This window comes from Paraburkholderia sp. BL21I4N1 (assembly GCF_002973525.1).
Classification (GTDB): Bacteria; Pseudomonadota; Gammaproteobacteria; order Burkholderiales; family Burkholderiaceae; genus Paraburkholderia.
Window position 1 is genome coordinate 160,157 of the sequence record NZ_PVEN01000015.1, and the last position, 24,635, is coordinate 184,791.

Sequence of the window (24,635 nt, forward strand, 5' to 3'; positions counted from 1 at the left end):
CGTTCCCGATGTCCAATCCGTCCGCAACATCCTCACGCATGAGCGCGCCTGAACTGCGCGCGACCGTGTCGCTGGCCGCCATCTTCGCGCTGCGCATGCTCGGTCTGTTCATGATCATGCCGGTGTTCTCGATCTACGCGAAAACCATCCCGGGCGGCGACAACGTGCTGCTGGTGGGCATCGCGCTGGGCGCGTACGGCGTCACGCAGTCCATGCTCTACATCTTTTACGGCTGGGTCTCCGACAAGATCGGCCGCAAGCCGGTGATCGCGATCGGCCTGCTGATCTTCGCGATCGGCAGCTTCGTCGCGGCGGGCGCGCACGACATGACGTGGATCATCGTCGGCCGGGTGATTCAGGGGATGGGCGCGGTGTCGTCGGCGGTGATCGCGTTTATCGCCGATCTCACGTCCGAAGAGCATCGCACCAAGGCGATGGCGATGGTCGGCGCCAGCATCGGCGTGTCGTTCGCGGTGGCGATTATCGGTGCGCCGATCGTGTTCCAGTGGGTCGGCATGAGCGGTTTGTTCACGCTGGTCGGTATCTTCTCGATTCTGGCGATCGGCCTTGTGCTGTGGGTCGTGCCCGACGCGCCGAAGCCGGTGCATGTGCGTGCGCCGTTCGCCGAAGTGCTGCACAACGTCGAACTGCTGCGCCTCAACTTCGGCGTGCTCGTGCTGCATGCCACGCAAACCGCGCTGTTCCTCGTCGTGCCGCGTATTCTCGAAGCCGGCGGCTTGCCGGTCGCGTCGCACTGGAAGGTTTATTTGCCGGTCATGGGTCTGTCGTTCGTGATGATGGTGCCGGCCATCATCGCCGCCGAAAAGCGCGGAAAAATGAAAATCGTGCTGCTGTCGGCGATCGGTCTTATCCTGATCGGACAGTTGTTATTGGGCGTCGCTCCGCATACGATTCTGAGTGTGGCAGCGATCCTTTTTGTGTACTTTCTCGGCTTCAATATCCTTGAGGCGTCACAGCCTTCGCTGGTGTCGAAACTGGCGCCGGGCACCCGCAAGGGCGCGGCGGCCGGCGTCTACAACACCACGCAGTCGATCGGCCTCGCGCTGGGCGGGGTGGTCGGCGGCTGGCTGCTCAAGGTAGATGGGGCGAGCGCCGTATTCTTTACCTGCTCGGGGCTGGTGTTGTGCTGGCTTATAATCGCCGCCAATATGAAGCAGCCGCCGCGCAAGGCGTAGCTGAGCACCCAGAACTCACCCGGCGGCGGGCAGAGGCGCGGTTCTGGTCTCGGGCCTGTCGGCCATGAGACGCGAACCGTGTCGTACCGCGCCGCCCGCAACGGAATCAACAGGAGAAACTCATGGCATCCGTGAACAAGGTCATTCTCGTCGGCAATCTCGGAGCCGATCCGGAAGTCCGCTATCTTCCGAGCGGCGACGCAGTGGCGAACATCCGCCTTGCAACGACGGATCGGTATAAGGACAAGGCGTCCGGCGAAATGAAGGAAGCGACCGAATGGCACCGCGTGTCGTTCTTCGGCCGCCTTGCGGAAATCGTGTCCGAATATCTGAAGAAGGGCTCGTCGGTGTACCTGGAAGGGCGCATCCGGACCCGTAAATGGCAAGCGCAAGACGGCACCGACCGCTATTCGACGGAAATCGTCGCCGAGCAGATGCAAATGTTGGGCGGTCGCGGTGGCTCGATGGGCGGCGGCGATGAAGGCGGTGGTGGTTATAGCCGCGGTGAGCCGTCGGAACGTAGCGGTGGCGGTGGTGGTGGTGGCCGCGCGGTGTCGGGTGGCGGTGCTTCGCGTGGCGGCAGCGGCGGTGGCGGTGGTGCCAGCCGCCCGAGCGCGCCGGCTGGCGGCGGCTTTGATGAGATGGACGACGATATTCCGTTCTAAACAAAGCCGGTTCACCGGCTGCTAAATACAGGCCGGATAAGCCTTGCGTAATCGATCGGTTATGTGAGGTTTATCCGGCTTTCTTCTTTTGTGCCCTTGGCAACGCCACAGTGCGTTGGGGCTGGTGATCTCACTTCATCACGCCCGTGCCGCTTGTCTTCGCCGTGCGTAGCGACCCCTCCTCGCGCACGGCGGTAACTCCCCCCTTCCGCACCTCCTCAACAGCGGCGCATTCCGCGCCCTCCCTGATGCATTTCGCGACGCATGGCGTCAACCGGTCGCAAGTGGCTGGAGACAAACCGTCGATACGCCGACTATCCGTCTGTCGCACGAATTGATGTGAGGCGCAGGCCGATAAGGAAGTCGCGAAAAAGAGGCGTACCCCTCCCGCGATAGCCCGAAGCCATCCAGCTATTTTCAATTAATAAAGGAATCTTAATCATGTCCAAGATGCTCGTAGGTATCGCTCTCGCCGTCGCCACCCTCGGCGCACCGGTTCTCAGCTTCGCTCAATCGAATGCCCCGCTCACCCGTGCCGAAGTCCGGGCCGATCTGGTTCGCGTCGAACAGGCAGGCTACAGCCCGAACCGTGGCAACGATCTCGACTACCCGGCCGATATTCAGGCAGCCGAAGCAAAGATCGCATCGCAAGGCGACCGGCAACTGGCCATGCAGGCTGTTGGTGGAGTTGCACAGAACGGCAGCACGGCTTCGGGATCGATGTCTCACACGTCGATGTCGATGCACTCGAATTGCGTCGGCCCGGTCAGCTACTGCAACGTGTTCTTCGGTAGCTAAGTGGCGTGGCATGCCGATCCTGCGCTCCCGTGTCATGCGCAGGGTCGCCGGCACGATGCACAGAAGAAGGTGGCTTGATAGACCAGCGCGTCGCAGCCATTCCGCGTGGTGACGAATCAAGTCAGCTTTTTTTCAAATCCAATTCATATCAATGTTTTTCAATGGAGTTTCCCGTGAAGATTTTGCTTTTCGCCGCCTCGGTTCTGTCGTTGTCCGCTTGCCTGTTCGCTTCCTCGGCTGCCATGGCGCAAGATGCCAAACCGGCCGCCGTGCCGATCAAAAACATCGTCCTCGTGCATGGCGCGTGGGTGGATGGTTCGGGCTGGAAGCCGGTCTATGACATTCTCACCAAAGACGGTTACCACGTCACGATGGTGCAGGAGCCACTGACCTCGCTCGACGACGACGTCGCCGCGACCAAACGCGTCATCGACCTGCAGGACGGTCCGACCATTCTCGTGGCGCACAGCTACGGCGGTTCGATCATCACCGAAGCCGGCGTCGATCCGAAAGTGAGCGGCCTGGTGTACGTCGCGGCCCATGCGCCGGCGGTCGGCGAAGACGAATCGGATCTGGGCAAGCACTACCCGAGCTACACGTCGAAGCAGCCGGGCGCCATCAAGAAGACGGACGACGGCTACACGTACCTGAATCCGGCCGACTTCCCGAAAGATTTCGCCGCCGACCTGCCGCTCAAGCAAGCCCAGTTCGAAGCGCAGTCGCAGATCCTGACGGCCGCCAAGGTCTTCTCGCAGCCGATGAGCGTCGCCGCATGGACCACCAAGCCGAGCTGGGGCATCGTCGCGGCCGACGACAAAATCATCAACCCGGATCTCGAGCGTTTCTATTACCAGCGTGCGCATAGCCACACCACGGTGCTGGCGGGCGCGAGCCACTCGGTCTACGAATCGCGTCCGAAGGAAGTGGCCGCGGTGATCGAAGACGCGGCGCAGCACGCCCAGCCGTGATACACCGAGCGGGCAGCCGGAAAAGGAGAGGTCATCTCGAGTGACGCCTTCATCCCGCTGCCCGTGACCGGCCGCGAGATGTAGCCCGCTCGCCTTAAATCTCCACCGACACCCCTCGCTTCAAACACCGCAGCGCGAAGATGGACCGGCTGTTCTGAAACCCGGGCAAGCGGTACAGCTTGCGCCGCAAAAACGCCTCATAGCCTTCCGTGCCCGCCACCGCGACCTTGATCAGATAGTCGTACTCGCCGGACACCAGAAACGCTTCGACCACTTCCGGCAGATCGATGAGCGCGTCGCCGAAACGTTCCAGCGTGCGCTCGTCGTGCTTGTCGAGCGTCACTTCGATAATCACGGTGTCCGGCATGCCGAGCGCCTTCTGATTCAGCAAGGCCGCATAGCCTTCGATCACGCCCGCTTCTTCGAGCGCGCGCACGCGGTTCCAGCATGGCGTCGCCGACAGGCCGACCCGTTCGGCGAGTTTGGCGTTGGACAGGCGCCCGTCCTGGCGCAGTTCGCGCAGGATGCGTTGGTCGATGGCGTCGAGTGGCATGAAGATCCTGGTGGTTGGCGCGTTGCAGCATTTGCCGCTAGACGAACTGTCTGCAAAATAAACAAAATATAGGCAATCATTCTGCCACGCCCGCCAAATCGCCAGCTAAACAAAACGAAACCCTCAATTTGTCCGCCTAAACTCTTGCGACCGAGGCGCGTCTCCCGCGCCGCGTGTTGACTCCGTATGCGGCCGCGATCCGGTCGGCATACGGCATCGCGTGCAGCCACCGCTGCGCGCCCCGTTCAAATTACCTGCCCACAAGGAAGGACCCAGATGGACCGACTGACGACCACTGCCGCCGGCACGCTTTTCGGCATTCACGGCGAACCCGCGCACGAACGCATCGTGCTCGCGACCGACGCACCCACCGGCCTGCAAGCCGTGATCGCCGTGTACAGCACCGCGCGCGGCCCCGCGTTCGGCGGTTGCCGCTACTGGCAGTACGCGTCGGACCACGAGGCCTATAACGACGCGCTGCGCCTGTCGCAAGGTATGGCGTTCAAGAACGCGCTGGCCGATCTGCCGTTCGGCGGCGGTAAGGCCGTGATTCTGCGCAAGCCCGACGCGCTCGACCGCACCGCGATGTTCAAGGCCTTCGGCCGTCTGGTGCAATCGCTCGACGGCATCTACCTGACCGCCGAAGACGTCGGCACCACCGCCGACGACATGCGCGCGGTCCAAAGCGAAACCCGCTATGTGAGCGGTATTCCGCGTTCAGGCGACGTGTACGGCGGCAATCCATCGCCGCGCACCGCGTACGGCGTGTTCATCGGCCTGCAGGCGGCGGTCGATTCGGCGCTGGGCCGCAAATCGCTCGACGGCGTTTCGGTCGCGGTGCAAGGGCTCGGCTCGGTGGGCTGGGATCTGTGCGAGCGTCTGCATGAGGCGGGCGCGCGGTTGATCGTGTCGGACATCGACGCCGCCAGGACCGCGCGCGCCGCACAGTTGTTTGGCGCACGCGTGGTGGAGATCGCACAGATCGCCGGCGTGGAAGCGGATGTATTCGCACCGTGCGCGCTCGGTGGCTCGATCACCGCCGAGGTTGCCGAGCATTGCCGCTTCAAAGTGATCGCGGGCGGCGCGAACAACCAGTTGATGTCGCTGGCCGAAGGCGACATGCTGCATCAGCGCGGCATTTTCTACGCACCGGATTTTCTCGTGAACGCGGGCGGCATTATCAGTTGCGTGCGCGAATATCTGGGCTCAGCGGAAGAAGCGTCGGTACTGGCCGAAGTCGCGCAGATCGGTCCGCGGGTGTTTGAACTCGCTGGCCGTGTCAGCGCGACGGGCGTTGCGCCGGCGCGCGCGGCGGTGGCGTGGGCGCGCGAGAAGATGGTCGCGGCCTGAGGCTGCGTCGAAGTTAGCGTTAAATGAAGTAACGCGGCCTTCGTTCAGCCAGCCGGCGAGAACGCAAGGCCGCCGCTTAGCCACCCGGCTACGCCGCTCCACCGCTTCTTCGCCACTTCTCCGCCACGTCTTCGCCGCTTCTTCGCCGCTTCTCCGCGCTCCACTAGCAGAATCTCCGCCGTTCACTGGCTTAGATGTCCGAGCGCATCGCGCATCGGCTGACTCGATACGACGATCGGCCCGGTGAACGGCGTGTCCAGATCGACGATCACATATACCGCCGACGCGATCGACACCGCCCCCAGACAGATCGTGACGAGCGCCAGCGCATTGCGCGGCGCGATCAGGCCGAAGCTCAGAAAGATCACGCCGAGCCAAAACGTCAGTGTGGTGAAAAACGGCTGCGAAATCGAACTGTGCGCTTCTTCGATGATTTTCCAGCGCGCGTCGACGACCCGCCGGTATTGCGACAAACCATCTTCGAGCGCGCGCTGTTGCAGCGGATCGTGCGCGCGTAGTTGCCGCAATTCCCGTCCCACCGCGGTCAGCATGTCGCCGAGTCGCACGTTCTCCAGTTTTTGCGAATTGTCCTGTGTGCCGACGTCCTTCGGATAGTCGCCGCCAGGCGCCGGCTCGCCGGGCCAGGTCGACGCGATGGCCGCCGCCGTGTACTGGCGCAACAGATCCCGCGCCCGGCCGGTGTCGGCGCCGTACTCGCGCAGGGTCGTGTCGAATTCGATCAGATCGGCCGCATAGGTGCGCAGATCGTTCGACGTGGTATCGAAACTCGCCTTCGCGGACGCCGTCATCAGACCAAGCACCAGCGCGGCGAACGTCACCAGCATGCCGATCACCAGTTGGATCAGTTGCACGGTTTCGTGCGCTTTGTGTTCCTCGGGCAGTAGCGGACGCACCCATACGCCGATACCGGTCGCGCCGAGCAATAAAAGAAAGACCAGCAAAGCCGAGCCTATTTCAGACATGGTCATGCTCCGAAGACATGCGCCTCGTCACTGTCCTTTAACTCCGCCGTGGCGGCTAGCCGGGTAGTCCCGCAAACGCCTTGCGCGAATAGCGCTCCGTTGCCGCTCGTAGATTGAACCATCGCAAGCGCTTGCGCTATTCACCATAAAGTTTTTTGTAAACCGGCCGTTGTCCCTCTGTGTGGCATTCGCTTAAATTTGAATAAATGGTTGCGGACCTGGCCGGACGGGCTTGGGCGCAGCACGCGTGGCCGAGGCGATTTACTGAACATTCGGTCAGGCAGCCCAATGGAGACTAGCCCGATGCTGAAAAATCTGTCGATTCGTACCAGCCTTACCCTGATGATCCTGTTTTTCGGCGCGCTGCTGCTGGCGGGCGCCGCCGCCGGTCTGCTGTCGCTGCGTTCGAGCAACGCGTCATTGCAGCAGATGTACACCGTGGACACGCCCGCCGTCGCCGATCTCGAAGGCAGCGCCGGGCAACTGCTACGTCTGCGTCTGGCGTTGGCGACTTACGCGTCGCTCAACGACCTTAACGACCAGGACGGCGCGAACGCCGTGCTCAAGCGTTTCGATCAGTACCAGAAAGCATCCAACGATCGTCTTGCCCACTATGTGAGCCGCGCCAGCACGGATGCCGACGAACAGCGCCTGATCAAAGACATGATGGACAAGCGCGACACTTTCCTGCGCGACGGCGTCGAGCCGGCGCTCGCCGCGCTCAAGTCGGGCGACAAGACCGCGTTCCAGCAATTGCAGGCGCACAAGCTGCCGTCGCTCTATAGCGCCTTCGAGAAGTCGATGCTCACGCTCGAACAACTGCAACTCGATCACGGCGCGCAGCGCTATCAGGACGCGCAGGACCTGTTCTACGCGATCAGTATCGCGGTGGCGGTCGGCATGGTGTTGTCGCTGCTGGGTTCGCTGATTGGCCGCGCGGTGCTGGTGCGCGCGATCGTCAGCCCGGTCGACGCCACCATCGCGCAGTTTCAGCGCATCGCCGACGGCGACCTGACGAGCCGGATCGACGTCAGCAGCAACAACGAAATGGGCCGCCTCGCGGCCGCGCTGCGCAAGATGCAGGACTCGCTGATCGCGACCGTGAACACGGTGCGTCAGGGCACGGAATCGATCGACACCGGCGTGAGCGAGATTGCCTCGGGCAATACCGACCTGTCGCAGCGCACGGAGGAACAGGCGGCGTCGCTGGAAGAAACGGCGGCGAGCATCGAGGAACTGACGTCGACCGTCAAGCAGACGGCGGACAACGCGAAGCAGGCGAGTTCGCTCGCGCAGGGCGCGTCGAGCCTGGCCGCGCAGGGTGGCGATCTGACCGAGCAGGTGGTGGGCACGATGCACGGCATCGTCGACGACTCACGGCGGATCGCCGACATTGTCGGCGTGATCGAAGGGATCGCTTTCCAGACCAATATTCTGGCGCTGAACGCGGCAGTCGAAGCAGCGCGTGCGGGTGAGCAGGGCCGCGGTTTCGCGGTGGTGGCGAGCGAAGTGCGCTCGCTGGCGCAGCGCAGCGCGGCGGCGGCCAAGGAGATCAAGGGTTTGATCGATGCGTCGACGGCGCGCGTGCAGGCCGGCTCGCAACTGGTGGAACGCTCGGGTTCGACAATGACCGAAATCGTCAACGCGATTTCCCGCGTGAGTTCGATCATGAGCGAGATCGCCTCCGCCGCGCTGGAACAGAGCACCGGGATCGATCAGGTCAACCTCGCGGTCGCGCAGATGGACGAGGTGACCCAGCAGAACGCGGCGCTGGTCGAGCAGGCTGCGGCGGCGGCGAGTTCGCTGGAAGATCAGGCGCGGCGCTTGACGTCGGCGGTGGCGGTGTTTCAGACGGGCAGCGGCCCGGCGTCGTCGCGGTCGGCTTCTGCCGTGCGGCGTGGCGCATCGGCCGCTGCGGGCGCCGCCGACAAGCACGCGCTCGCAACGGCTTGATGCCTGCTTACGGCATCGTGGCGTAATACTTCGCCACGCTGTCGATCTCAGTGGGCGTCATCTGCCGCGCGACATTGCGCATCTGTTCATTGATGTCGTTGTGCCGCGTGCCGGCAGCAAAGGCATGCAATTGCGCCGCGAGATAAACGGAAGACTGTCCCCCCAGCCACGGCGCGGCGCCTTTGCGATCCAGTTGCCCATGGCAGGCCGCGCACGGTGCGATATTGCGCTGCGGATCGCCCTGCATGGCCAGCCTCACCGCGTTAGCGTCCGGTCCCGCACCGGACGGCGGACTCTCCGCCGCGGGCCCTCTGGACAGCGACGCATAGTAGACGGCCAGATCGTGCAGATCCTGGTCGCTGCGCGTGGCGATAATCGCCTGCATCACCGCGTTCTGACGCACGCCGCTCTGAAAATCGCGCAACTCCTTGTAGACCACATCGGCGTACTGTCCGGCCAGCGCCGGCGCAGTCACCGGCGGCGTGCCTTGCACGCCGTGGCACATCGAGCAATTCTGCGTCGCGATAGTCGCGCCCCGGCCGATCGACGTCGCGTCCGCGTTCGCCCGCCGCAACGGTGGCAACACCACCACGTCGCTCGGTGCCGGGCCGGTGAGATTCGCGCCGCCGTACCAGCTGGACGGCGCGCCCGCGGCGCTGCAGATCGTGGCCCACAGGCTGCGGTCGCCGAATGCATTGTTCGCCGATGGCAGCCAGATAAAGCCGATCAGGATGCCCACGACCGCAATCGCGATGGTGCCGCCCACGCTCAGCGTGAACCACGGGTTGCGCAAGCTGAAGACGCGTTCCTGATTCATCGCTGCGCTCCGACGATGACGGCCGGCACCGACGTCTGCGACAATCTGAGCAACTGTACGATCGGCACGCTGTAATTGACGACTGTCAGGCCGATCATCAACGCCACCCACAAGCCGAAGCTGTTGAGCGCGGCCGGCACGCGTTCAACCGGCTGCACCGCGCTCGCGAAGCGGAACGTCTGCTGTTCCACGACGGGGCCGAATTGCGACTTCGCGAGAATGTAGATGAACATCACGCCCGACACCACCAGGATCAAGCCGCCCACCGCCGACATCCCAACCCAGAACGCCTGCTGTTGCATGCCCGGTGCGTTGTAGTCGTAATAGGCCATGCGGCGCGGCGCGCCGAGCAGGCCGACGTAATGCCACGGCAACGTCACCACCATCATGCCGACGAACCACAGCCACAGTTGCGTGCGCACCAGTTTCGCCGACGCGATCGCGCGGCCGGTGAGTTGCGGCCACAGCTCGTACGCAATCGCGAAGTACATGATGACGATCGCGCCGCCGAAGATCAGATGGAAGTGCCCGGTGACCCACTGCGTGTTATGGATCGTCGAATTCAACTGGTAGCTCATGTTGATGAGCCCGCCTGCGCCGCCCAGCCCCAGCATCACGAACGAAAACGCGATCACCAGCATCATCGGGTTCTGCCACGGCAACACGGTGAGCCAGCCGAACGCGCCTTTGCCGCCGCGCAAGCGTCCGGCGATCTCCACCGACGCGCAAATCGTGAACACCGTCAGCAATGTCGGCACGGACACCATGCCGGTGAATACCGCGTGCAGGAACTTGAATCCGGAGCCGACCTGCGGATCGGCGAACAGATGGTGAATGCCGATCGGCATCGCGAACACGAGGAACAGGATGAACGACACGCGCGCCATCGAATCGCTGTAGAGCCGTCCGCCGATCGCGCGCGGCACCAGCGTGTAGTACGCGATATACGCCGGAATCAGCCAGAAGTAGACGATCGCGTGCAGTGTCCACGAGAACAGGATGCGCGACAGGCCGGCGTCGATCGTATTGGTGAGACCGAACGCGACCGGCAGGATCTGGAACAGGATTTCGAGCGCCGCGCCGATCGCGGTCCACGCCCACAGATACGCGCCGGCCACGTTGGCGAACATGGCGAGCGGGATCGGCTTGCCGGGGTTCGCGCGTTTCCAGATGCGCAGATTGACGTGCATCAGCGCGACCCAGATCCACGAGCCGACCACGACCAGCACCACGCCGAGATAGTAGAAGGGACTGCCGATCATCGGCGGATAGAAGGTGTACAGCACCGAAGCCTGGCCGAGCGCGACCGGCACCACGGCCATCACCGCGCCGACCGCCAGCATGATGAGCGCGGCCCATGCCCACTTGAGGCCGGCGAGGCGCTGCCCGAGTGCGAGTTCGACGATCGCATAGCCGAAGCCCATCGAAACCAGCGTGGGCATCACGTAGGCCATCACCGTTCCGTGCGCGGTCACCGAGCGATAGTAGAGTTCCGGGTCGCCGACCCACGGCATGAACGGACTGCGCGCCAGCATCTGCCACGCGCCGAGAAACAGCGCGATCAGAAACGCAATGAAGGCAAGCCAGAAATGGGCGAGAACGAGTCGCTTAGCGTGAAACACAGCTCAGCCTCCGGGATTGTCGGGCTTGCGCGAAGAAGGTGGCCTTGTCGACCACTTTGACGTGCGCCCACATGGTTTGATGGCCGAAGCCGCAGAATTCGTGACACGGCATGGTGTGATCGCCTGGGGTGTCGAAACGTGTGTTCATCGTCGAGACGTAGCCGGGCACGACCATCGTGTTGATATTGGTGTCGGTCACGAGCAGGCCGTGCACGACGTCCGCGCTGGTGGTGCGGATCGTGATCGGCGTGTCGGCGGGCACCAGCAGACATTGCGGCGTGAACGAGTACTGTTGCGCGATAAAGCGCACCACCACCGAACCGTCCGGTTCGACCGCGCTGCCGAGGTTGTCCTCGACGAATTCGCCCGAGAGTTGCAGGCGCGACGGGTCGATCGTTTCGACCCGCGACGGCGGCATCATCGCCCAATGCAGCCCCGAATAGACGATGACGGCGAGCATCAGCACGATCAGCGCGACCGCGAAAATCGCCCAGCGCCGTTCGGCACGCAGGGCGACGGCGTGACCGCCGCCGGATGAATGATTGGTATCGGTCGACATGATCAATGCAGAACGCCACGCGGCAGAAAGACGAAAAAGTAAAAGCCGAACCAGATCGCCATGACGATCAGCGTGGCGACCCCGGCTACCGCGATCGCGCCGTGCGGGCCGGCCGCGACGACGCGTTCCACTTCGTCATCCGTCGGCGGGGCGCCGCTGCGGGTATCGTTCGCTTCCATCAAAAGATTCTCCAGTGCGGCGGTTCAGTGCAGCGGCGCCTTGCGCAACTCGTTGACTTCGCGGGACGTCACCGGCTGGCCGTGATTGCCCCACGCGGTGCGGATGTAGGTGACGACGGCGGCGGCGTCGGTGTCGTCCAGTTCCTGGCCGAACGGCGGCATGCCGTACGGTTCGGGATTGCGCAGGGTGCCCGGCGGGAAACCGCCGTTCAGCACGATCCGGATCGGGTTGACCGCCGAGTCCATTTCGATCGACTGGTTGCCGGCCAGCGGCGGGTAATGCTGCAACTGGCCTTCGCCCTTGGCGCCGTGGCACAGCGCGCATTTGTCCGCGTAGATCTTCGCGCCCAGCTCGAACACGTTGCTGCTGGTCGACGCGGACGGTCCCGTTTTTCGGCCGCTCTTGTCGGGCAAGGTTTTCAGATACACGGCCATCGCCTTGACGTCGTCTTCGGTCATGTATTGCAGGCTGTGATAGGTGACTTCGGCCATCGGGCCGTACACGGCGCCGCGATCGGAAATGCCCGCCTGCAACAGATCGACGATGTCCTTGATACTCCAGTCGCCGAGACCGCCGTCCTTGTCGGAGGTCAGCGACGGCGCGTACCAGTTCTGCACCGGAATCAGGCCGCCCGCGAACTGCTCGCTTTGCGACGAGCCGCCGAGCATGTTGATCTTGGAGTGGCACATCGTGCAGTGCCCGAGCCCTTCGACCAGATACGCGCCGCGATTCCATTCGACCGATTTGGTCGGATCGGCCTGGTACTCGCCTTCGCGGAAATACAGCGTGCGCCAGCCGTACAACAATTTGCGCTGATTGAACGGAAAGCGCAGCGTGTGCGGATGATTCGCCTCGCGCACCGGCGCGACGGTCTTCAGATACGCGAAGATCGCATTCGAGTCGTCGCGCGTGACCTTGGTGTATTGGGCGATCGGCATGGCCGGGTAGATCAGCGTGCCGTCCGGCGTGCGGCCGGTGCGCATCATCTTGAAGAACGCTTCCTGGCTCCAGGTGCCGATGCCGTACTGCGGGTCCGGCGTGATGTTCGGCGAGTACAGCGTGCCGAACGGCGTTTCCATCGCGAGACCGCCGGCGAACAGTTTGCCGCGCGGCGCCGTGTGGCACGCCACGCAGTCGCCGGCGCGCGCCAGGTATTCGCCGCGTTTGACGAGGTCGGTCTGCGCGGCGGTTGGGTCGGTTGCGGCGGCCGCGGTCTGCGTGGTGGTCGCGGGGGCGAGTGGCGTGGTGCTGGCGGCGCGTGCTTCGGCGATCAGGAGCGTCTGCGGCACGTTGAGCAGTACGGCGCCGCTGGCGAGGATCAAGCCGGCGATCAGCGTGAGAGATAAACGCGCGCGAAGTGTCGGCTTCATTGCGGTTGGCTCCCACAGGCGAGCGGCAGCCGCGCGGTCGTGGCCGGCGCGGGCCGTGGATCGGCTGGACGCGGCTGACGTGCGAGCCAGCTGGATACCGCGGTGATGTCCTTGTCGCTCAGCTTGACGGCGATCGAGTGCATGCAGTCCGGGGCAAGCGCGTGACGCGTACCCGAGCGCCACGTCCCCATCTGTCCGGCGATATAGCTTGCGTGCAGACCGAGCAGGCCCGGAATGCCCGGTTGGGTGCCGGTCATGCTCGCGCCATGACAGGCAATGCAGGCGGGAATCTTGCGCGTGGGGTCGCCGTGCGTGACGAGCCGCTGACCGGCGGCGAGCACTGCCGGCGAGACGGCGCTGTGATCGGCGTCGGGATAGGGCGGTTGCAGATCGGCGAAGTACTGGCTGATTTTGCGCAGATAGTCGTCCGGTAAAAACGCGAGCAGGTAGCCCATTGGCGGATAGGTCCGCCCGCCGTCGCGGAACGCGGTCAATTGATTGAACAGATAGTCGGCCGGCTTGCCGGCAATGCGTGGGAAGTAGTCGTTGTTCAGCCCCTGGCCTTGCACGCCATGACAGGAGGTGCAAGCGCGCACGCGTTCGTCCATGGCTGAAGGCAAGACGCCGGATGCGTCAGTCGCGGCGAGCGCCGCGCCGCTCCACATGACGTAAAACACGAACAGGACGGAAGATCCGAAAGTTCTGCGATGCACGCCAGGCCTCGTTGGGGAAACGTTCTTTTTTCTGAATAGTTTTCTCGCGCATTCGCCTCTGCATTTGCTTATGGAGCGAATGGGCGACGCGTGACAGCTCTGCCGGTTTTTATAACGACGGCATCAATGGCGAATCGTAACGGACTTATTCCGGACGCCAATACGTCGATTCGCTACGACGAAGCAATTGCTTGACTTAACTCAATGAGTCGCGGGAATGTGCCGCGGGGTCACGGTTTTCGGGCTGCCAGACATAATGCTGAAACATTCCGCAGCGGACAGCGGGTTGCGGGATTCGAACCAGTGCATCGACGGTGGGAAAAACGCTTTCGACTGGGTACCAGATCATCATAGGCGGCGAGTAGCGCGCTTTCAATATTTCTATTGAAGGCGCGCTACTCGCCGTGTCATGCGCTTCAGTTGAATAGCCGCATCAATGCCGTGCGCGCGTTACTAACGTGTTCGCTTTCGCCGAGCCGCCCCGGCAACAGATGAAACTCGACGGCGGGCAAGGTCGGCAGATTCACGCCGGGCGGGCAGGGCACCACACCGCCGCCCGTCGACGATTCGTTTAGGCAGGAAATGCCGAGCCCAGCCTTCAGCGCCAACTGCAAGCCGGCCACACCGGACGCCGAGTGCGACACCAGATAGGGCACCTTGTGTTCGTCGAGCAGTTTGACGACGAAGCGCTGCAACTGGCAGCTCGACGGCAATAGCACCAGCGGATAAGGCGTGGCCGGTCGCGGACCGGCATCGGCGGCGCAGACCCACAGCAGTTTTTCGCGCCGCACCACGGTGCTCGGCACGGCGGTGCGGCGGCCGGCGGCGCGCGCCGTGTCCGTGACGAGTCGCAACGACACGCCGATGTCGAACGACGCATCGTCACCGGCATTGCTGTCGATCACCGCGCTCGGCTGCACGTTCACATGCAGTTTCAGACGCGGATGCTGCTCCGAAAAGGTCTTGAGAATGCGCGCGATGTCGTGAGGGCGGTAATAGTCCGTGATCGCTATGCGCAGTTCGCCGTCGAGCGAGCGGCCTTGCAGGTCTTCGAACGCCGCTTCGCTCATCGCGATGATGCGGCGCGCGTGCTCCAGCAGGCGGCTGCCGGCCGGCGTGGCGCTCACGCCCTGCTTGCTGCGCACAAAGAGCGGCAGGCCGGCGCGCTCCTCGAGTTTCTTCAACTGCTCGCTCACCGAAGACTGCGACAGGAACACGCGCCCGGCGCCGGCCGAGACGCTGCCCGATTCCGCGACGGCGACGAAGGTCCGCAACTGCGTCAGGTCGAATCCACGTTGGCTCATGATTCGTTTTATCCGATGGAAGTCATCTGAATTTCCGGCTTTTCCGATGGAATGCCCAGCCGTAGGATACCTCCAGATTCCTAATTTGCGGAGGCTGTGATGAAAAACGGAACCGTTGTAGCGGCGCCTGGCTCGGGCGCACGGACGGCAAATCATCGATGGAAAGTGCTGGGCGTCGGCTTCGCCGCGAACGCGAGTTTTTCGGCGGCATTTTCGGGGATTCCGACGACCGCGGTTTTTCTGCGCTCCGACTATCACCTCGGCAACGGCGGTCTAGGCCTGGTGCTCGGCATGCTCGGTCTCGGGATCGCCGTTAGCGAGTTGCCGTGGGGCCTGCTGACCGATCGCTGGGGCGACCGGCGCGTGTTGCTGCTCGGCCTGCTGGCGACCGCCGCGGCGCTGGCCGGCATGGCGCTGTTCGTGGCGCCGTCGGGTGTGCATGTGCCGAGCGTGACGATGCTTGCGCTCGGCTTGCTGCTGGTCGGTTTGCTGGGCGGCAGTGTCAACGGTTCGAGTGGGCGCGCGGTGATGGCGTGGTTCCGCGAAGGCGAGCGCGGCCTTGCCATGAGCATTCGCCAGACCGCGGTGCCCGCGGGCGGCGGCCTCGGCGCGCTGGTGCTGCCGGTGCTGGCGTCGCACTTTGGTTTCGCTAGCGCCTATGCCGTGCTGGCGCTGGCCTGCGCGATCACGGCCGGATTCACCTGGCATTGGCTGCACGAACCGTCGCACGTCGACGCGGACGGCGCGAGTCCAGTACAAAGCGCGACAGGTGCGGCGCCCGCGAAGGGCTCGCCGTTGCGCAACGTCGGCATCTGGCGCGTGGCGCTCGGCGCGGCGGCCCTGTGTGTGCCGCAACTCGCCGTCGTCACGTTCGGGACGGTGTTCCTCCACGACTTCAGCCGCGCCGGCGTGCTGGCGATCAGCGTGACGATGGCCGCGGTGCAAACCGGCGCGGCCATCGCGCGGGTCTGGAGCGGCGGCTGGACCGACCGGCGCGGCAATCGCCGGGCGTACATGCGCGCCTGCAGTCTGCTCACGGCGGTGCTGTTCGCCTCGCTCGCTCTGCTGACGGGGCTCGGTCTGCATCACGCGATGCTCTCCAGCGTGTTTGCAGTGATGATCGTGCTGGGCGGGGTGAGCGCCTCGGCGTGGCACGGCGTCGCGTTCACGGAGCTGGCGACGCAGGCCGGGACGAGCCGCGCGGGCACGGCGTTGGCGATCGGCAATACCTGCGTCTTTCTTACGCTGTTCCTGACGCCGCTCGCCATTCCGCTCTTACTGTCGATGGGTTCGTGGCCGATGGTCTGGGCCGTGGCGAGTGTCTGCGCGTTGATCGCGTGGCCGGTTTTTCCCCGTGCGGCGCGTAGCGGCAAGCTAAACGCGGCGCCTGCTTGCGACCCGACCTGAAGCGAGCGCGGCGGTCGTCACGCCGACCCTTCAATAGCGTGCCGCGAAGCGCTTCAAATTGAACGAAGCGATTCAGTGGGACATTGGCAATAAAAAATGCCGCAAATATCCATTTCGGGTATTTGCGGCATTTTGCCTTTTGGATAGGCCTGCATTGAACTATTAGCTTTTTTCAGGATTCGGAACGCTCCGATTTTCGCGGCGTGTTAGCGGTGATTTTATGGCCGCCTTGGCGTACTTATAGGCGTCGCCGGGTTGCTGTTAAAGCATGCGCAGAGTACGTCGGTTTATTCCTGCGCATTAGCCAATTATCCCTACAACAAACGCGAGAAATCCTGGTGAACCTTAGAATCATTCTGGCGGACGATCATCCATTCGTTCTGCTTGGCATTCGGGCCGCGCTGGAAATGCGAGCCGGCGTCACCATTGCCGGTGAGGCGGCGACGCCGACGTCGCTAGTCGAGCTGTTGCAGAACACACCGTGCGACGTGCTCGTCACCGATCTCTCGATGCAGGAACCGCGCGGTGGCGCCGAGGACGGACTCAGCCTGATCCGACGCATTCGCCGTGATTGGCCTCAAGTGCGCGTTGTCGTGATCACGACGCTGATGAACACCGCGATCTTGCGCGCGATCGTCGCGGACGGCACGGTCAGCACGCTCGGCAAAACCGAACCGATGGACGAACTCTGGCGGGCCATCGAAGCAAGCGCGGGCGGCGGCGTTTACGTCGGGCGTTCCATCGTCGACGCGCTCGCGCATCCGCAGGACAGCGAGCCTCAGCGGCTACTCGCGCCGCGTCTGTCATGGCGGCAAGCGGAGGTCGTCACGCGTTTTGCCAGCGGACAATCGATTGCCGACATCGCGGCCGCCCTCGGTTGCCATCGTCGCACCGTGAGCCGGCAAAAGCGCGAAGCGATGGCCAAGCTCGGCGTGACCAACGATCCGGGCCTCTTCTCTTACCTGCGCGCGCACGGAATTATTAATTTTGAATCGCATATCTAAGCAATTGAGTGAAGAAACTCGCCTTGATTGGGGGTGTTTCGGAGCGATCTTATGGTTATCTTCGGGAGAACGTTTAATGATTGAGGCAGGGTCGGTTGCGCCGACCACAACGGCGAGCAGTCAAGATAGAAAGGGAAATTAATCGATGAACGACGTCGCTGAAACAGCCACACCGGTTAGAACCATCATTGCGGACGACCATCCGCTGGTTTTACTGGCGATCGAAAATCTGATCGGTGGCTATCCGAATATGCAAGTCGTCGGTCGCGCGGCCGACGCCACCGAGCTTTTCATGGAAGTCGAGCGTAATCCCTGCGACCTCGTGCTGATGGACCTGTATATGCCGGGCGGTTTCGACGGCAACGGGCTCGAGGTCGTGAGGCAGTTCAAGCTGCGCTATCCCGGTGTGCGGCTCGTCGTGCTCACCATGGAAACCGAGGCGAACGCGCTGCAAAAGGTAATTTCGCTGGGTGTCGACGGGCTGGTCAGCAAGCGCGACCGGATCGATCTGATTCACGTGGCGGTGGTCACCGCGCTCGCGCGCGAGTGCTACGTCGGGCCCGCCGTGCGCGCGCTGATCGCCGACGCCACGGTGACGCAGCGGCTCGATTTCGTTCGCACCATGTTGTCGCGCCGCGAACTCGAGGTGTTCACGCAATACGCTTCCGGACTCGGCGTCACCGAGATCGCCGCGCGCCTCGGCCGCAGTGTCAAGACGATCAGCGCGCAAAAATGCACTGCCATGCGCAAGCTGGCCTTGCAGAGCGACGCGGAATTGTTCCGCTTCGCCGTTGAGCATGGCGTCGTGGCGGAGGAACGTGCGCAGAGCCGGTAACGTGCCGGCGAGGTGTCGCGCCGCGATCGGTGCGACTGTCCGAAGAGGCATTGGCATGACCTGGGGAAGCGCAACGCGCGCAGGGCGAGCCAGTCGAAAACACAACAAGAAATGACAAGAAAAATCCGTGTCATCGTGGCTGACGATCACGACTGTGTTCGCGTCGGCGTCAGGCGGCTGTTGTCGGCCGCGTCACATATCGAAATCGTCGGCGAAGCCGCCGACACCTATGGCCTGGCCGAGCTCATCGACACCTGCGCATGCGACGTCGTCGTGTCGGACATCAGCATGCCCGGCATCGACGGCGGCAGCAACGCGGTTTCGTTTCTGCGTCGGCTGCTGCGAGGCCGGCCTCATCCCTGCATCGTCGTGCTGACGATGATTTGCCATGCGCACATGTTGTCCGGTTTGTTGCATATCGGTGTGGGTGCAATCGTCGATAAGCGCGACGTGGCCGCTGCACTGATCGACGCAATCGAAGCCGGCATGGCCGGCCGCGTCTATCTGTCGGAGCAGGCGCGCACCGCGATGGAAGCGGCGGATACGCCGGTGCAGTTGCGCGCCGGCATTTTGAGCGCACGCGAGTGGGAGGTTTTTCAGCTGTATGTGCAGGGCCTCGCCGTCCACGAAATCGCGGTTCGTTTGCAGCGTAGCGGCAAGACCATCAGTACGCAGAAACGCAGCGCGATGCGCAAGCTGGGTCTTGAGACCGAGGCTGATCTGATCGACTACGCAAGACAGATCGGATTGACCTGAGGACCAGTCGGGATGCCGAGACCATTTCTCTGAATGTCATTGAGGCGCACGAATTTAGGACTCTGCTGATTGGTTTGGTGACGCTGCCATTCCATAGTTCTGAGTTCCCTTCGGCTTTGTTTTCATTCGCATGATGGGCGTATTTATTTCGTCATGCTGAATGGAGACGCCTTGGAGAACTCAGGCTGACGCCCTACCGCAATCGTGTACTGCCGTCTGCCTTGTCCAGAAAAATTGGGGGCGGCATGGTCGGGTTAGGGAAAAGGTTATTCGTAGAGGGCGTCGGAACGGCGTGGCTGGTGTTCGTCGGCTGCGGCAGCGTCGTATTGAGCACCGGTGCAGTTCAGCAAGGGTATGGCGTGCTCGAAGTGTCGTCGGCATTTGGGCTCGCGCTCGCTACAGCCGGCTATCTGTTCGGCGGCATATCCGGCGCGCATTTCAATCCGGCTGTCACCGTGGGCTTTACGGCCGCGCAGCGTTTTCCGGTCAGGGACCTCGTGCCCTACATCGCTGCACAGCTCGTCGGGGCGACTGTCGCCGCGGCGCTGCTTGTTTATGTCGCGAGCGGCCGCCCCGGTTTCGCGTTGGGCGCGAGTGAGTTCGCCGCGAACGGCTTTGGCGAACATTCCCCTGCCGACTATCCATTGCATTCGGCGTTGGTCGTCGAGTTCGTGCTCTCGTTCGCCTTTGTCATGACGTGCCTGATGGTCGCGGTTCGCCACCGCATCGCGTCGATCGCGCCGCTGGTTGTCGGCGGGTGCCTCATGCTCGTTTATCTGGTGTCGATTCCTGTCACCAACGGGTCGGTCAATCCCGCCCGCTCCACCGCCCAGGCGTTGTTTGTCGGCGATTGGGCGCTGGATCAGCTATGGTTGTTCTGGGCTGCGCCCATGTCGGGCGGCGTCGTGGCCGGCATCCTGTTTTCATTGCTGCACCGTCAATCAGATCAGGCGGCTGATACGCTCGCCGGTCAACAGAGCGAATCCGCGTGAGGGGGAACCGCGCGCCGTGGGTGGCGTGGTCCGTCTGTGTTCGGCAAGGCATGGCGTTGATGGGTAGATTCCGGCGCCTGTGGTTGGCCCTGCTAGTCTTTTCTTTCTGCGGCGCCGTGTACGCTGTGGCGGTCGCTCAGCCTTCCAGCGAGGCATCCCGCCCTCGGGCCGCAAGCGTCATTCCCGCCAGATTGACCGTTGGTGTGCTCGCCAGCAACTGGCAGCCGTTCGAGGCACTGGAAGGCGGCCGGCTCACCGGCATGAGCGTGGACTATTTGCGGGCGCTGGTTGGACCGGACGTCGCGATCGAAGCCAAGGCCTTTCCCGACATGCCGCAATTGCTTGCCGCCGCATGCGCGGGCCAGGTCGATCTGTTGATGAGCCTTGCGCGCACGCCTGAACGTGAACGCTGCCTGAGATTTACCGTGCCGTATTTTCGCTCTTCCATATCGGCTGTGGTTCGGCGGGACGGTGAGGGCTACGCGACGGCTTCGCAACTTGGCACGGCGCGCATTGCGATCGAGAAAGGTTTTGCACTGGAGCGTTCAGTGCGCGAGCGCTTTCCGCGTGCTGAGATCAAGGCGTTTGCAACCACCCACGCCGCGCTTGCCGCCGTCGTTCGCGGCGACGCGGACGCTTACCTTGGTTTCACCCCGGCCGTGCAATATGCACTGGCTACCGACGAGTTCCATGGCCTCAGCGTCGCGTTCGAGGAGGGCAGCAAGACCGCGGACCTGCGATTTGGCGTCCCGCGCAACAAGACTGCGCTACGTGATCAGCTCGACCGGGCGCTTGCATCGCTAGACCCGGCCGACGACACAGCGTTGCGCGTGCGCTGGTTATCCGGCAACTTTGACGCCGGGCCTGTGCCCGGTACGCCTCGGCTGGTACTCACCGCACAGGAGCAGGCGTGGCTTCGCTCATTGCCGCCTTTGCCGGTGGGTTTTGATAGCGCCTGGCCACCCTTCAGCTATGTCGACGACGCCGGCCATCCGGCCGGCGTCGCCGCAGACCATCTGGCCTATTTGAGTCGCACGCTCGGCGTGGTGTTCAGCCGCGCTTCCACTGCGGATTGGCCGGCCACCATCGCTGCTTTTCAACGCGGCGAACTGGCCATGCTGGCCACCGCTTCCAGTAATGATCCGCGCCTCAAAAACGCGCAGCATACGCGCGCGTACGAGAGCTATCCGCTGGTCATTGTCGGGCGCGAAGACGAGCCGGCCGCGCGCGCACTCAGCGACTTCGCGTCGCGCCGCATTGTCGTTTCGTCGCATGTCGCCGGCTCTGTTCCGCACGCGCTCGACCACATTGCGCCGGACCACATCGCAATTGCACCCAGTCTCGAAGACGCGCTGGCCATGGTCGCAGCGGGCGAGGCGGACGTCCTGGTCGGCAACGTGGCCGCCGTCGACGTCGTGCTGAAGCGGCGCTATGCCGGCGTGCTCAAAATTCTCGGCACGGTGGGTGAATCCGACGCGCTCAATTTCGCCGTGCGTGCGGACCTGAGCCCGCTTGCCGGGCTGATCGATCGCGCGCTGCTGGCCATGCCGGCGGGGGAAAAGCAGCGCATCAGGCAGAAGTGGGTCACCGGCAGCGCCACGGGTGCGGGCATGTGGAGTGTGACCGCGCTGCGTCTGCTGCCGTTGCTGATCGGTATCGGCATTGTTCTGCTCGTCACGCTGCGAGCCTGTCTGTTGCTGCAGCGGGAGGTCAGGCTGCGCAAAAAGACCGAATGCGATCTTGCGTTGCAGCTGAGCTTCCAGGAAACCATGATGAAGATGGTGCCCTATCCGCTGGTTGCGAAGGACCTCGACGGTCGGTATATCGCCGTCAATCAGGCCTATGAGGAAGCCTGCGGCATGCGCCGCGAAGCGGTGGTCGGACGCACCACGAAAGACGTGCGGAGCTGGGGCGAAGCGAACAGCCACATTCTCGACGAGATGACCCGCGAGATGCTTAAGGGCGGCGAAACGGCGCAGGCGGAGCTGCAGTTCGTGCGCAGCAACGGCGACGTGCGGCATGGGCTGTTCTGGACCAGCACCTGCCGCGGTAGCGACGGCAAAGCCGTTTGCGTGCTCGGCACCATGGTCGATATCACGGATATCCGACGCGCCGAAATGCTCGCTCGCGAAACCGAGCGCCGTCTCTTCGACGTGACGCGCTCGTTGCCGGCCGTGGTGTTTCAGCTGCGCCGTACGGCGGCCGGTGTGTACTCGTTTCCGTATATCGGCGGCGACACGCGGCTGCTGCTGGGCGGTAGCGCCGTGATCAAGCGCGATCAGGTCGACTTCGAGCGCGTTTGCGAGCAGGACCGGCCGCTCGTAATCGCCGAACTGGAGCAGTCGGCGCGTTGCGAAACGCCGGTGCATATGGAGTTTCGCTTCGAAAGCGAAGGCGATCTCAAGTGGGTGCGCGCCGAACTGGTCCCGCGTCGGGAGGGGGCCGGCAGCGTCGTGTGGAGCGGGTACTGGGTGGATGCCAGCGCGGAGCACGCGCGCGCCGACGAACTGGCGCGGGCACGCGACGTCGCCGAAGCGGCCTCGCGCGCCAAAGACGACTTTTTCGCCATGATGAGTCACGAAATCCGCACGCCGATGAACGGCGTGCTCGGTCTCGTCGAAGTGCTGGAACGCACGCCGCTCAACGCGGATCAAGGCGAAATGCTGAGCATGATTCACGAGTCGGCCGGCGCGCTGCTGCAGATTCTCGACGATCTGCTCGACTACTCGAAAATCGAAGCGGGTCGGCTGACTATCGAAGCCGAGCCTATCGACATACGTGAGCTGGTCGACAACGCCGTCGGTCTGCTGGCGGGACGTGCACACGAAAAAGGCTTGAAGGTGCGCGTGGATATCGCCGCGGAAGTCGCCGCGACTCTGCGGGGCGACAGCGTGCGCTTCCGGCAGATTCTGTTCAACCTGCTCGGCAATGCGATCAAGTTCACGCCGTCCGGTGAGGTCGACGTGGGGGTGTCGGTTGTCGCGCAAACCGGTGGCGTCCAAACGCTCGAGGTGACGGTCGAGGACACCGGCATCGGCATTGCCCCCGAGGTGCAGGCGCGGCTCTTCGAGCCTTTCGTGCAAGCCGAATCTTCTACCACGCGCCGCTTTGGCGGCACGGGCCTCGGTTTGACGATCTGCCGCAAGCTGATCGATCTGATGGACGGCTCGCTCGCGCTACACAGCGAGCCCGGCCGTGGCACGCGGATGACCGTGCGGCTCAGCTTGCCCGTCGAGGCCCAGCGTTATTCGGTCGGCGCGTTGCGCGGTAAGCGCGGTGTCGTCGCTACCCACGACGCGCGCGTCGGTCAGGCCTTGATGCATTTCGGCGAGGCGCTGGGACTCGAACTGCGTCGCTTTTCTCCGGATGCCACCGAGTTGCGCGACCGCGCAGCACTGGCCGATGTGGATCTGCTGTTCGCCAGCGAGGACGTGACGTTTCCCGAAGACGTCATACCGCGTTCCCGCATCGTCAGCTTGACCGAGAAGCCGAAGCCAACCGGTTATCGCATCATCGACAACAACGTGCGCGTCAGCATCAATCCCATTTCGTGGCGCGGGCTGGGCGCCGCGTGTGCGGCGGCGGTAACCGGTTTGCCGTCGGTGGCGCCGCGTCTCGCCGGCATGCCGCGTACGCCCGAGGGTGGCGCGGCGATTCCGGATCGCGAGCGCGCCATCGCCAGTGGCCGGCTGATCCTGGTCGCCGAAGACCATCCGGTCAATCAGGAGTTGATTCGCCATCAGCTGGCTCTGCTCGGTTTCGCCTGCGACGTCGCGAACGATGGCGCGGAGGCGCTCGCCGCGCTTGAGCAGACTACCTACGGCTGTCTGATCACCGATTGCCATATGCCGAACCTGTCCGGCTATGAACTCACGCGGCGCGTTCGCGAGCGGGAGGCGGGTGGTACACATCGATTGCCGATTCTGGGTATCACGGCGAACACCGCGCCCGAAGACCTGAATCTGTGCCGCGAAGCCGGGATGGACGACAGTCTGGTCAAGCCGACCCGGCTCGCCACGCTGCGCGATTATCTGAACCGCTGGTTCGGCACCGACAGCGCGAGGCAGGCCGCCCCTGCGGAGGCCGTCGGCACGCCGGCTACCGCCGGAGCCATTACGGCACGCACCGCCGAGCCGTTCGTGCCAGTCGATCTGAGTTATATGACGCAACTGTGGGGGAGCGAATCGACCGTCAAGGCATTGCTCGACTCGTTCGTTTCCTCGGTGCGCGAAGACATGGCGACGTTGTCGCCGCTGCTCGAACGTGTCGAAACCGAGCGGGTGCGCGAATGGCTGCACCGGGTGGCGGGGGCGGCGAGCGTGCTGCAATACCCGCCTTTGCTGAATGCGCTCGAAGCGTATCGTCGCGTGATCGGTGTTGAATCACCTGAGCAAGTGCGTCTCGATGGGCTCGCGCTGATCGACAAATGCAATGCCATGCTCGACGGTATCGAGCAGCAGGCGGCGTTGCTCGCTTGAGATTTGCCATGGGGCGCGGCGGCGCCCGCACGGTCGGCCAATGCAATTGCGCGTGTGAATCCGGCAGCCCGGCAAAGAGCAAAAAAAACGGACGAAAAAAAACGCGGCCGAAGCCGCGTTAAAGATTTGGAG

The 24,635-nt window shown here is 63.5% G+C and carries 21 protein-coding genes; 12 read left to right on the forward strand and 9 right to left on the reverse strand.

Annotation, left to right across the window (positions count from 1 at the left end):
* Nucleotides 1-8: 8 nt before the first annotated feature.
* The 4 genes from B0G83_RS29435 (at nucleotide 9) to B0G83_RS29450 (ending at nucleotide 3,627) form a co-directional block, all read left to right on the forward strand.
* On the forward strand, nucleotides 9-1,196 hold the full coding sequence (locus B0G83_RS29435) for an MFS transporter (protein ID WP_181157132.1): 1,188 nt from the start codon (nucleotides 9-11) through the stop codon (nucleotides 1,194-1,196).
* Between the two features lie 122 nt (nucleotides 1,197-1,318).
* On the forward strand, nucleotides 1,319-1,861 hold the full coding sequence (locus tag B0G83_RS29440) for a single-stranded DNA-binding protein (protein ID WP_105510902.1): 543 nt from the start codon (nucleotides 1,319-1,321) through the stop codon (nucleotides 1,859-1,861).
* A gap of 441 nt (nucleotides 1,862-2,302) precedes the next feature.
* A complete protein-coding gene (locus tag B0G83_RS29445) occupies nucleotides 2,303-2,659 on the forward strand; it encodes a DUF4148 domain-containing protein (RefSeq protein ID WP_105510903.1) in 357 nt (118 codons plus the stop codon).
* A 161-nt stretch (nucleotides 2,660-2,820) separates the two neighbouring features.
* Nucleotides 2,821-3,627: an alpha/beta hydrolase gene (locus B0G83_RS29450; RefSeq protein WP_105510904.1), complete on the forward strand. Its 807-nt coding sequence runs from the start codon at nucleotides 2,821-2,823 to the stop codon at nucleotides 3,625-3,627.
* Nucleotides 3,628-3,721: 94 nt separating this feature from the next.
* Here the strand turns inward: B0G83_RS29450 and B0G83_RS29455 are convergent, their stop codons facing one another.
* Entirely contained in the window at nucleotides 3,722-4,180 is a 459-nt protein-coding gene (locus tag B0G83_RS29455) for an Lrp/AsnC family transcriptional regulator (protein ID WP_105510905.1), read from the reverse strand.
* A gap of 276 nt (nucleotides 4,181-4,456) precedes the next feature.
* Here B0G83_RS29455 and B0G83_RS29460 point away from each other — a divergent pair, with 276 nt between their 5' ends.
* Nucleotides 4,457-5,530 carry a Glu/Leu/Phe/Val dehydrogenase dimerization domain-containing protein gene (locus B0G83_RS29460; protein WP_105510906.1) on the forward strand — a complete coding sequence of 358 codons (1,074 nt, stop codon included), beginning with the start codon at nucleotides 4,457-4,459 and terminating at the stop codon, nucleotides 5,528-5,530.
* Nucleotides 5,531-5,712: 182 nt separating this feature from the next.
* Here the strand turns inward: B0G83_RS29460 and B0G83_RS29465 are convergent, their stop codons facing one another.
* On the reverse strand, nucleotides 5,713-6,513 hold the full coding sequence (locus B0G83_RS29465; RefSeq protein ID WP_105510934.1) for a DUF4239 domain-containing protein: 801 nt from the start codon (nucleotides 6,511-6,513) through the stop codon (nucleotides 5,713-5,715).
* A gap of 303 nt (nucleotides 6,514-6,816) precedes the next feature.
* Here B0G83_RS29465 and B0G83_RS29470 point away from each other — a divergent pair, with 303 nt between their 5' ends.
* Nucleotides 6,817-8,466, forward strand: a complete 1,650-nt coding sequence (locus B0G83_RS29470; RefSeq protein WP_258168375.1) for a methyl-accepting chemotaxis protein — start codon at nucleotides 6,817-6,819, stop codon at nucleotides 8,464-8,466.
* Between the two features lie 7 nt (nucleotides 8,467-8,473).
* Here the strand turns inward: B0G83_RS29470 and B0G83_RS29475 are convergent, their stop codons facing one another.
* The 7 genes from B0G83_RS29475 to B0G83_RS29500 form a co-directional block, all read right to left on the reverse strand.
* Nucleotides 8,474-9,283: a c-type cytochrome gene (locus tag B0G83_RS29475; RefSeq protein ID WP_105510907.1), complete on the reverse strand. Its 810-nt coding sequence runs from the start codon at nucleotides 9,281-9,283 to the stop codon at nucleotides 8,474-8,476.
* Nucleotides 9,280-10,905, reverse strand: a complete 1,626-nt coding sequence (locus tag B0G83_RS29480) for a b(o/a)3-type cytochrome-c oxidase subunit 1 (RefSeq protein WP_105510908.1) — start codon at nucleotides 10,903-10,905, stop codon at nucleotides 9,280-9,282. Before B0G83_RS29480 ends, B0G83_RS29475 begins: the two co-directional genes overlap by 4 nt.
* Complete coding sequence (locus tag B0G83_RS29485) at nucleotides 10,892-11,464, reverse strand: cytochrome C oxidase subunit II (RefSeq protein WP_105510909.1); 573 nt, start codon at nucleotides 11,462-11,464, stop codon at nucleotides 10,892-10,894. Before B0G83_RS29485 ends, B0G83_RS29480 begins: the two co-directional genes overlap by 14 nt.
* 2 nt (nucleotides 11,465-11,466) lie before the next feature.
* The gene (locus B0G83_RS38760) at nucleotides 11,467-11,643 is read right to left on the reverse strand and encodes a hypothetical protein (protein WP_181157134.1); all 177 of its coding nucleotides are present in this window, start codon (nucleotides 11,641-11,643) and stop codon (nucleotides 11,467-11,469) included.
* Nucleotides 11,644-11,667: 24 nt separating this feature from the next.
* Entirely contained in the window at nucleotides 11,668-13,014 is a 1,347-nt protein-coding gene (locus B0G83_RS29490; RefSeq protein WP_105510910.1) for a cytochrome c, read from the reverse strand.
* On the reverse strand, nucleotides 13,011-13,727 hold the full coding sequence (locus tag B0G83_RS29495; RefSeq protein WP_105510911.1) for a c-type cytochrome: 717 nt from the start codon (nucleotides 13,725-13,727) through the stop codon (nucleotides 13,011-13,013). The genes B0G83_RS29490 and B0G83_RS29495 overlap by 4 nt, the downstream gene beginning before the upstream one ends.
* A gap of 416 nt (nucleotides 13,728-14,143) precedes the next feature.
* Entirely contained in the window at nucleotides 14,144-15,031 is an 888-nt protein-coding gene (locus tag B0G83_RS29500; protein WP_105510912.1) for a LysR family transcriptional regulator, read from the reverse strand.
* A gap of 99 nt (nucleotides 15,032-15,130) precedes the next feature.
* On the opposite strand from B0G83_RS29500, the gene B0G83_RS29505 reads away from it, so the two are divergent.
* The 6 genes from B0G83_RS29505 to B0G83_RS29530 all read left to right on the forward strand — a co-directional run bounded on the left by B0G83_RS29505 (nucleotide 15,131) and on the right by B0G83_RS29530 (nucleotide 24,503).
* Nucleotides 15,131-16,438, forward strand: a complete 1,308-nt coding sequence (locus B0G83_RS29505; RefSeq protein WP_105510913.1) for an MFS transporter — start codon at nucleotides 15,131-15,133, stop codon at nucleotides 16,436-16,438.
* 338 nt (nucleotides 16,439-16,776) lie between these two features.
* Complete coding sequence (locus tag B0G83_RS29510) at nucleotides 16,777-17,442, forward strand: response regulator transcription factor (RefSeq protein WP_105510914.1); 666 nt, start codon at nucleotides 16,777-16,779, stop codon at nucleotides 17,440-17,442.
* Nucleotides 17,443-17,587: 145 nt separating this feature from the next.
* The gene (locus tag B0G83_RS29515; RefSeq protein ID WP_105510915.1) at nucleotides 17,588-18,277 is read left to right on the forward strand and encodes a response regulator transcription factor; all 690 of its coding nucleotides are present in this window, start codon (nucleotides 17,588-17,590) and stop codon (nucleotides 18,275-18,277) included.
* A gap of 111 nt (nucleotides 18,278-18,388) precedes the next feature.
* Entirely contained in the window at nucleotides 18,389-19,033 is a 645-nt protein-coding gene (locus tag B0G83_RS29520; protein WP_105510916.1) for a response regulator transcription factor, read from the forward strand.
* A gap of 245 nt (nucleotides 19,034-19,278) precedes the next feature.
* Complete coding sequence (gene aqpZ / locus B0G83_RS29525; RefSeq protein ID WP_105510917.1) at nucleotides 19,279-20,025, forward strand: aquaporin Z; 747 nt, start codon at nucleotides 19,279-19,281, stop codon at nucleotides 20,023-20,025.
* Between the two features lie 59 nt (nucleotides 20,026-20,084).
* Nucleotides 20,085-24,503 carry an ATP-binding protein gene (locus B0G83_RS29530; RefSeq protein ID WP_105510935.1) on the forward strand — a complete coding sequence of 1,473 codons (4,419 nt, stop codon included), beginning with the start codon at nucleotides 20,085-20,087 and terminating at the stop codon, nucleotides 24,501-24,503.
* The last annotated feature ends 132 nt before the right edge of the window (nucleotides 24,504-24,635 follow it).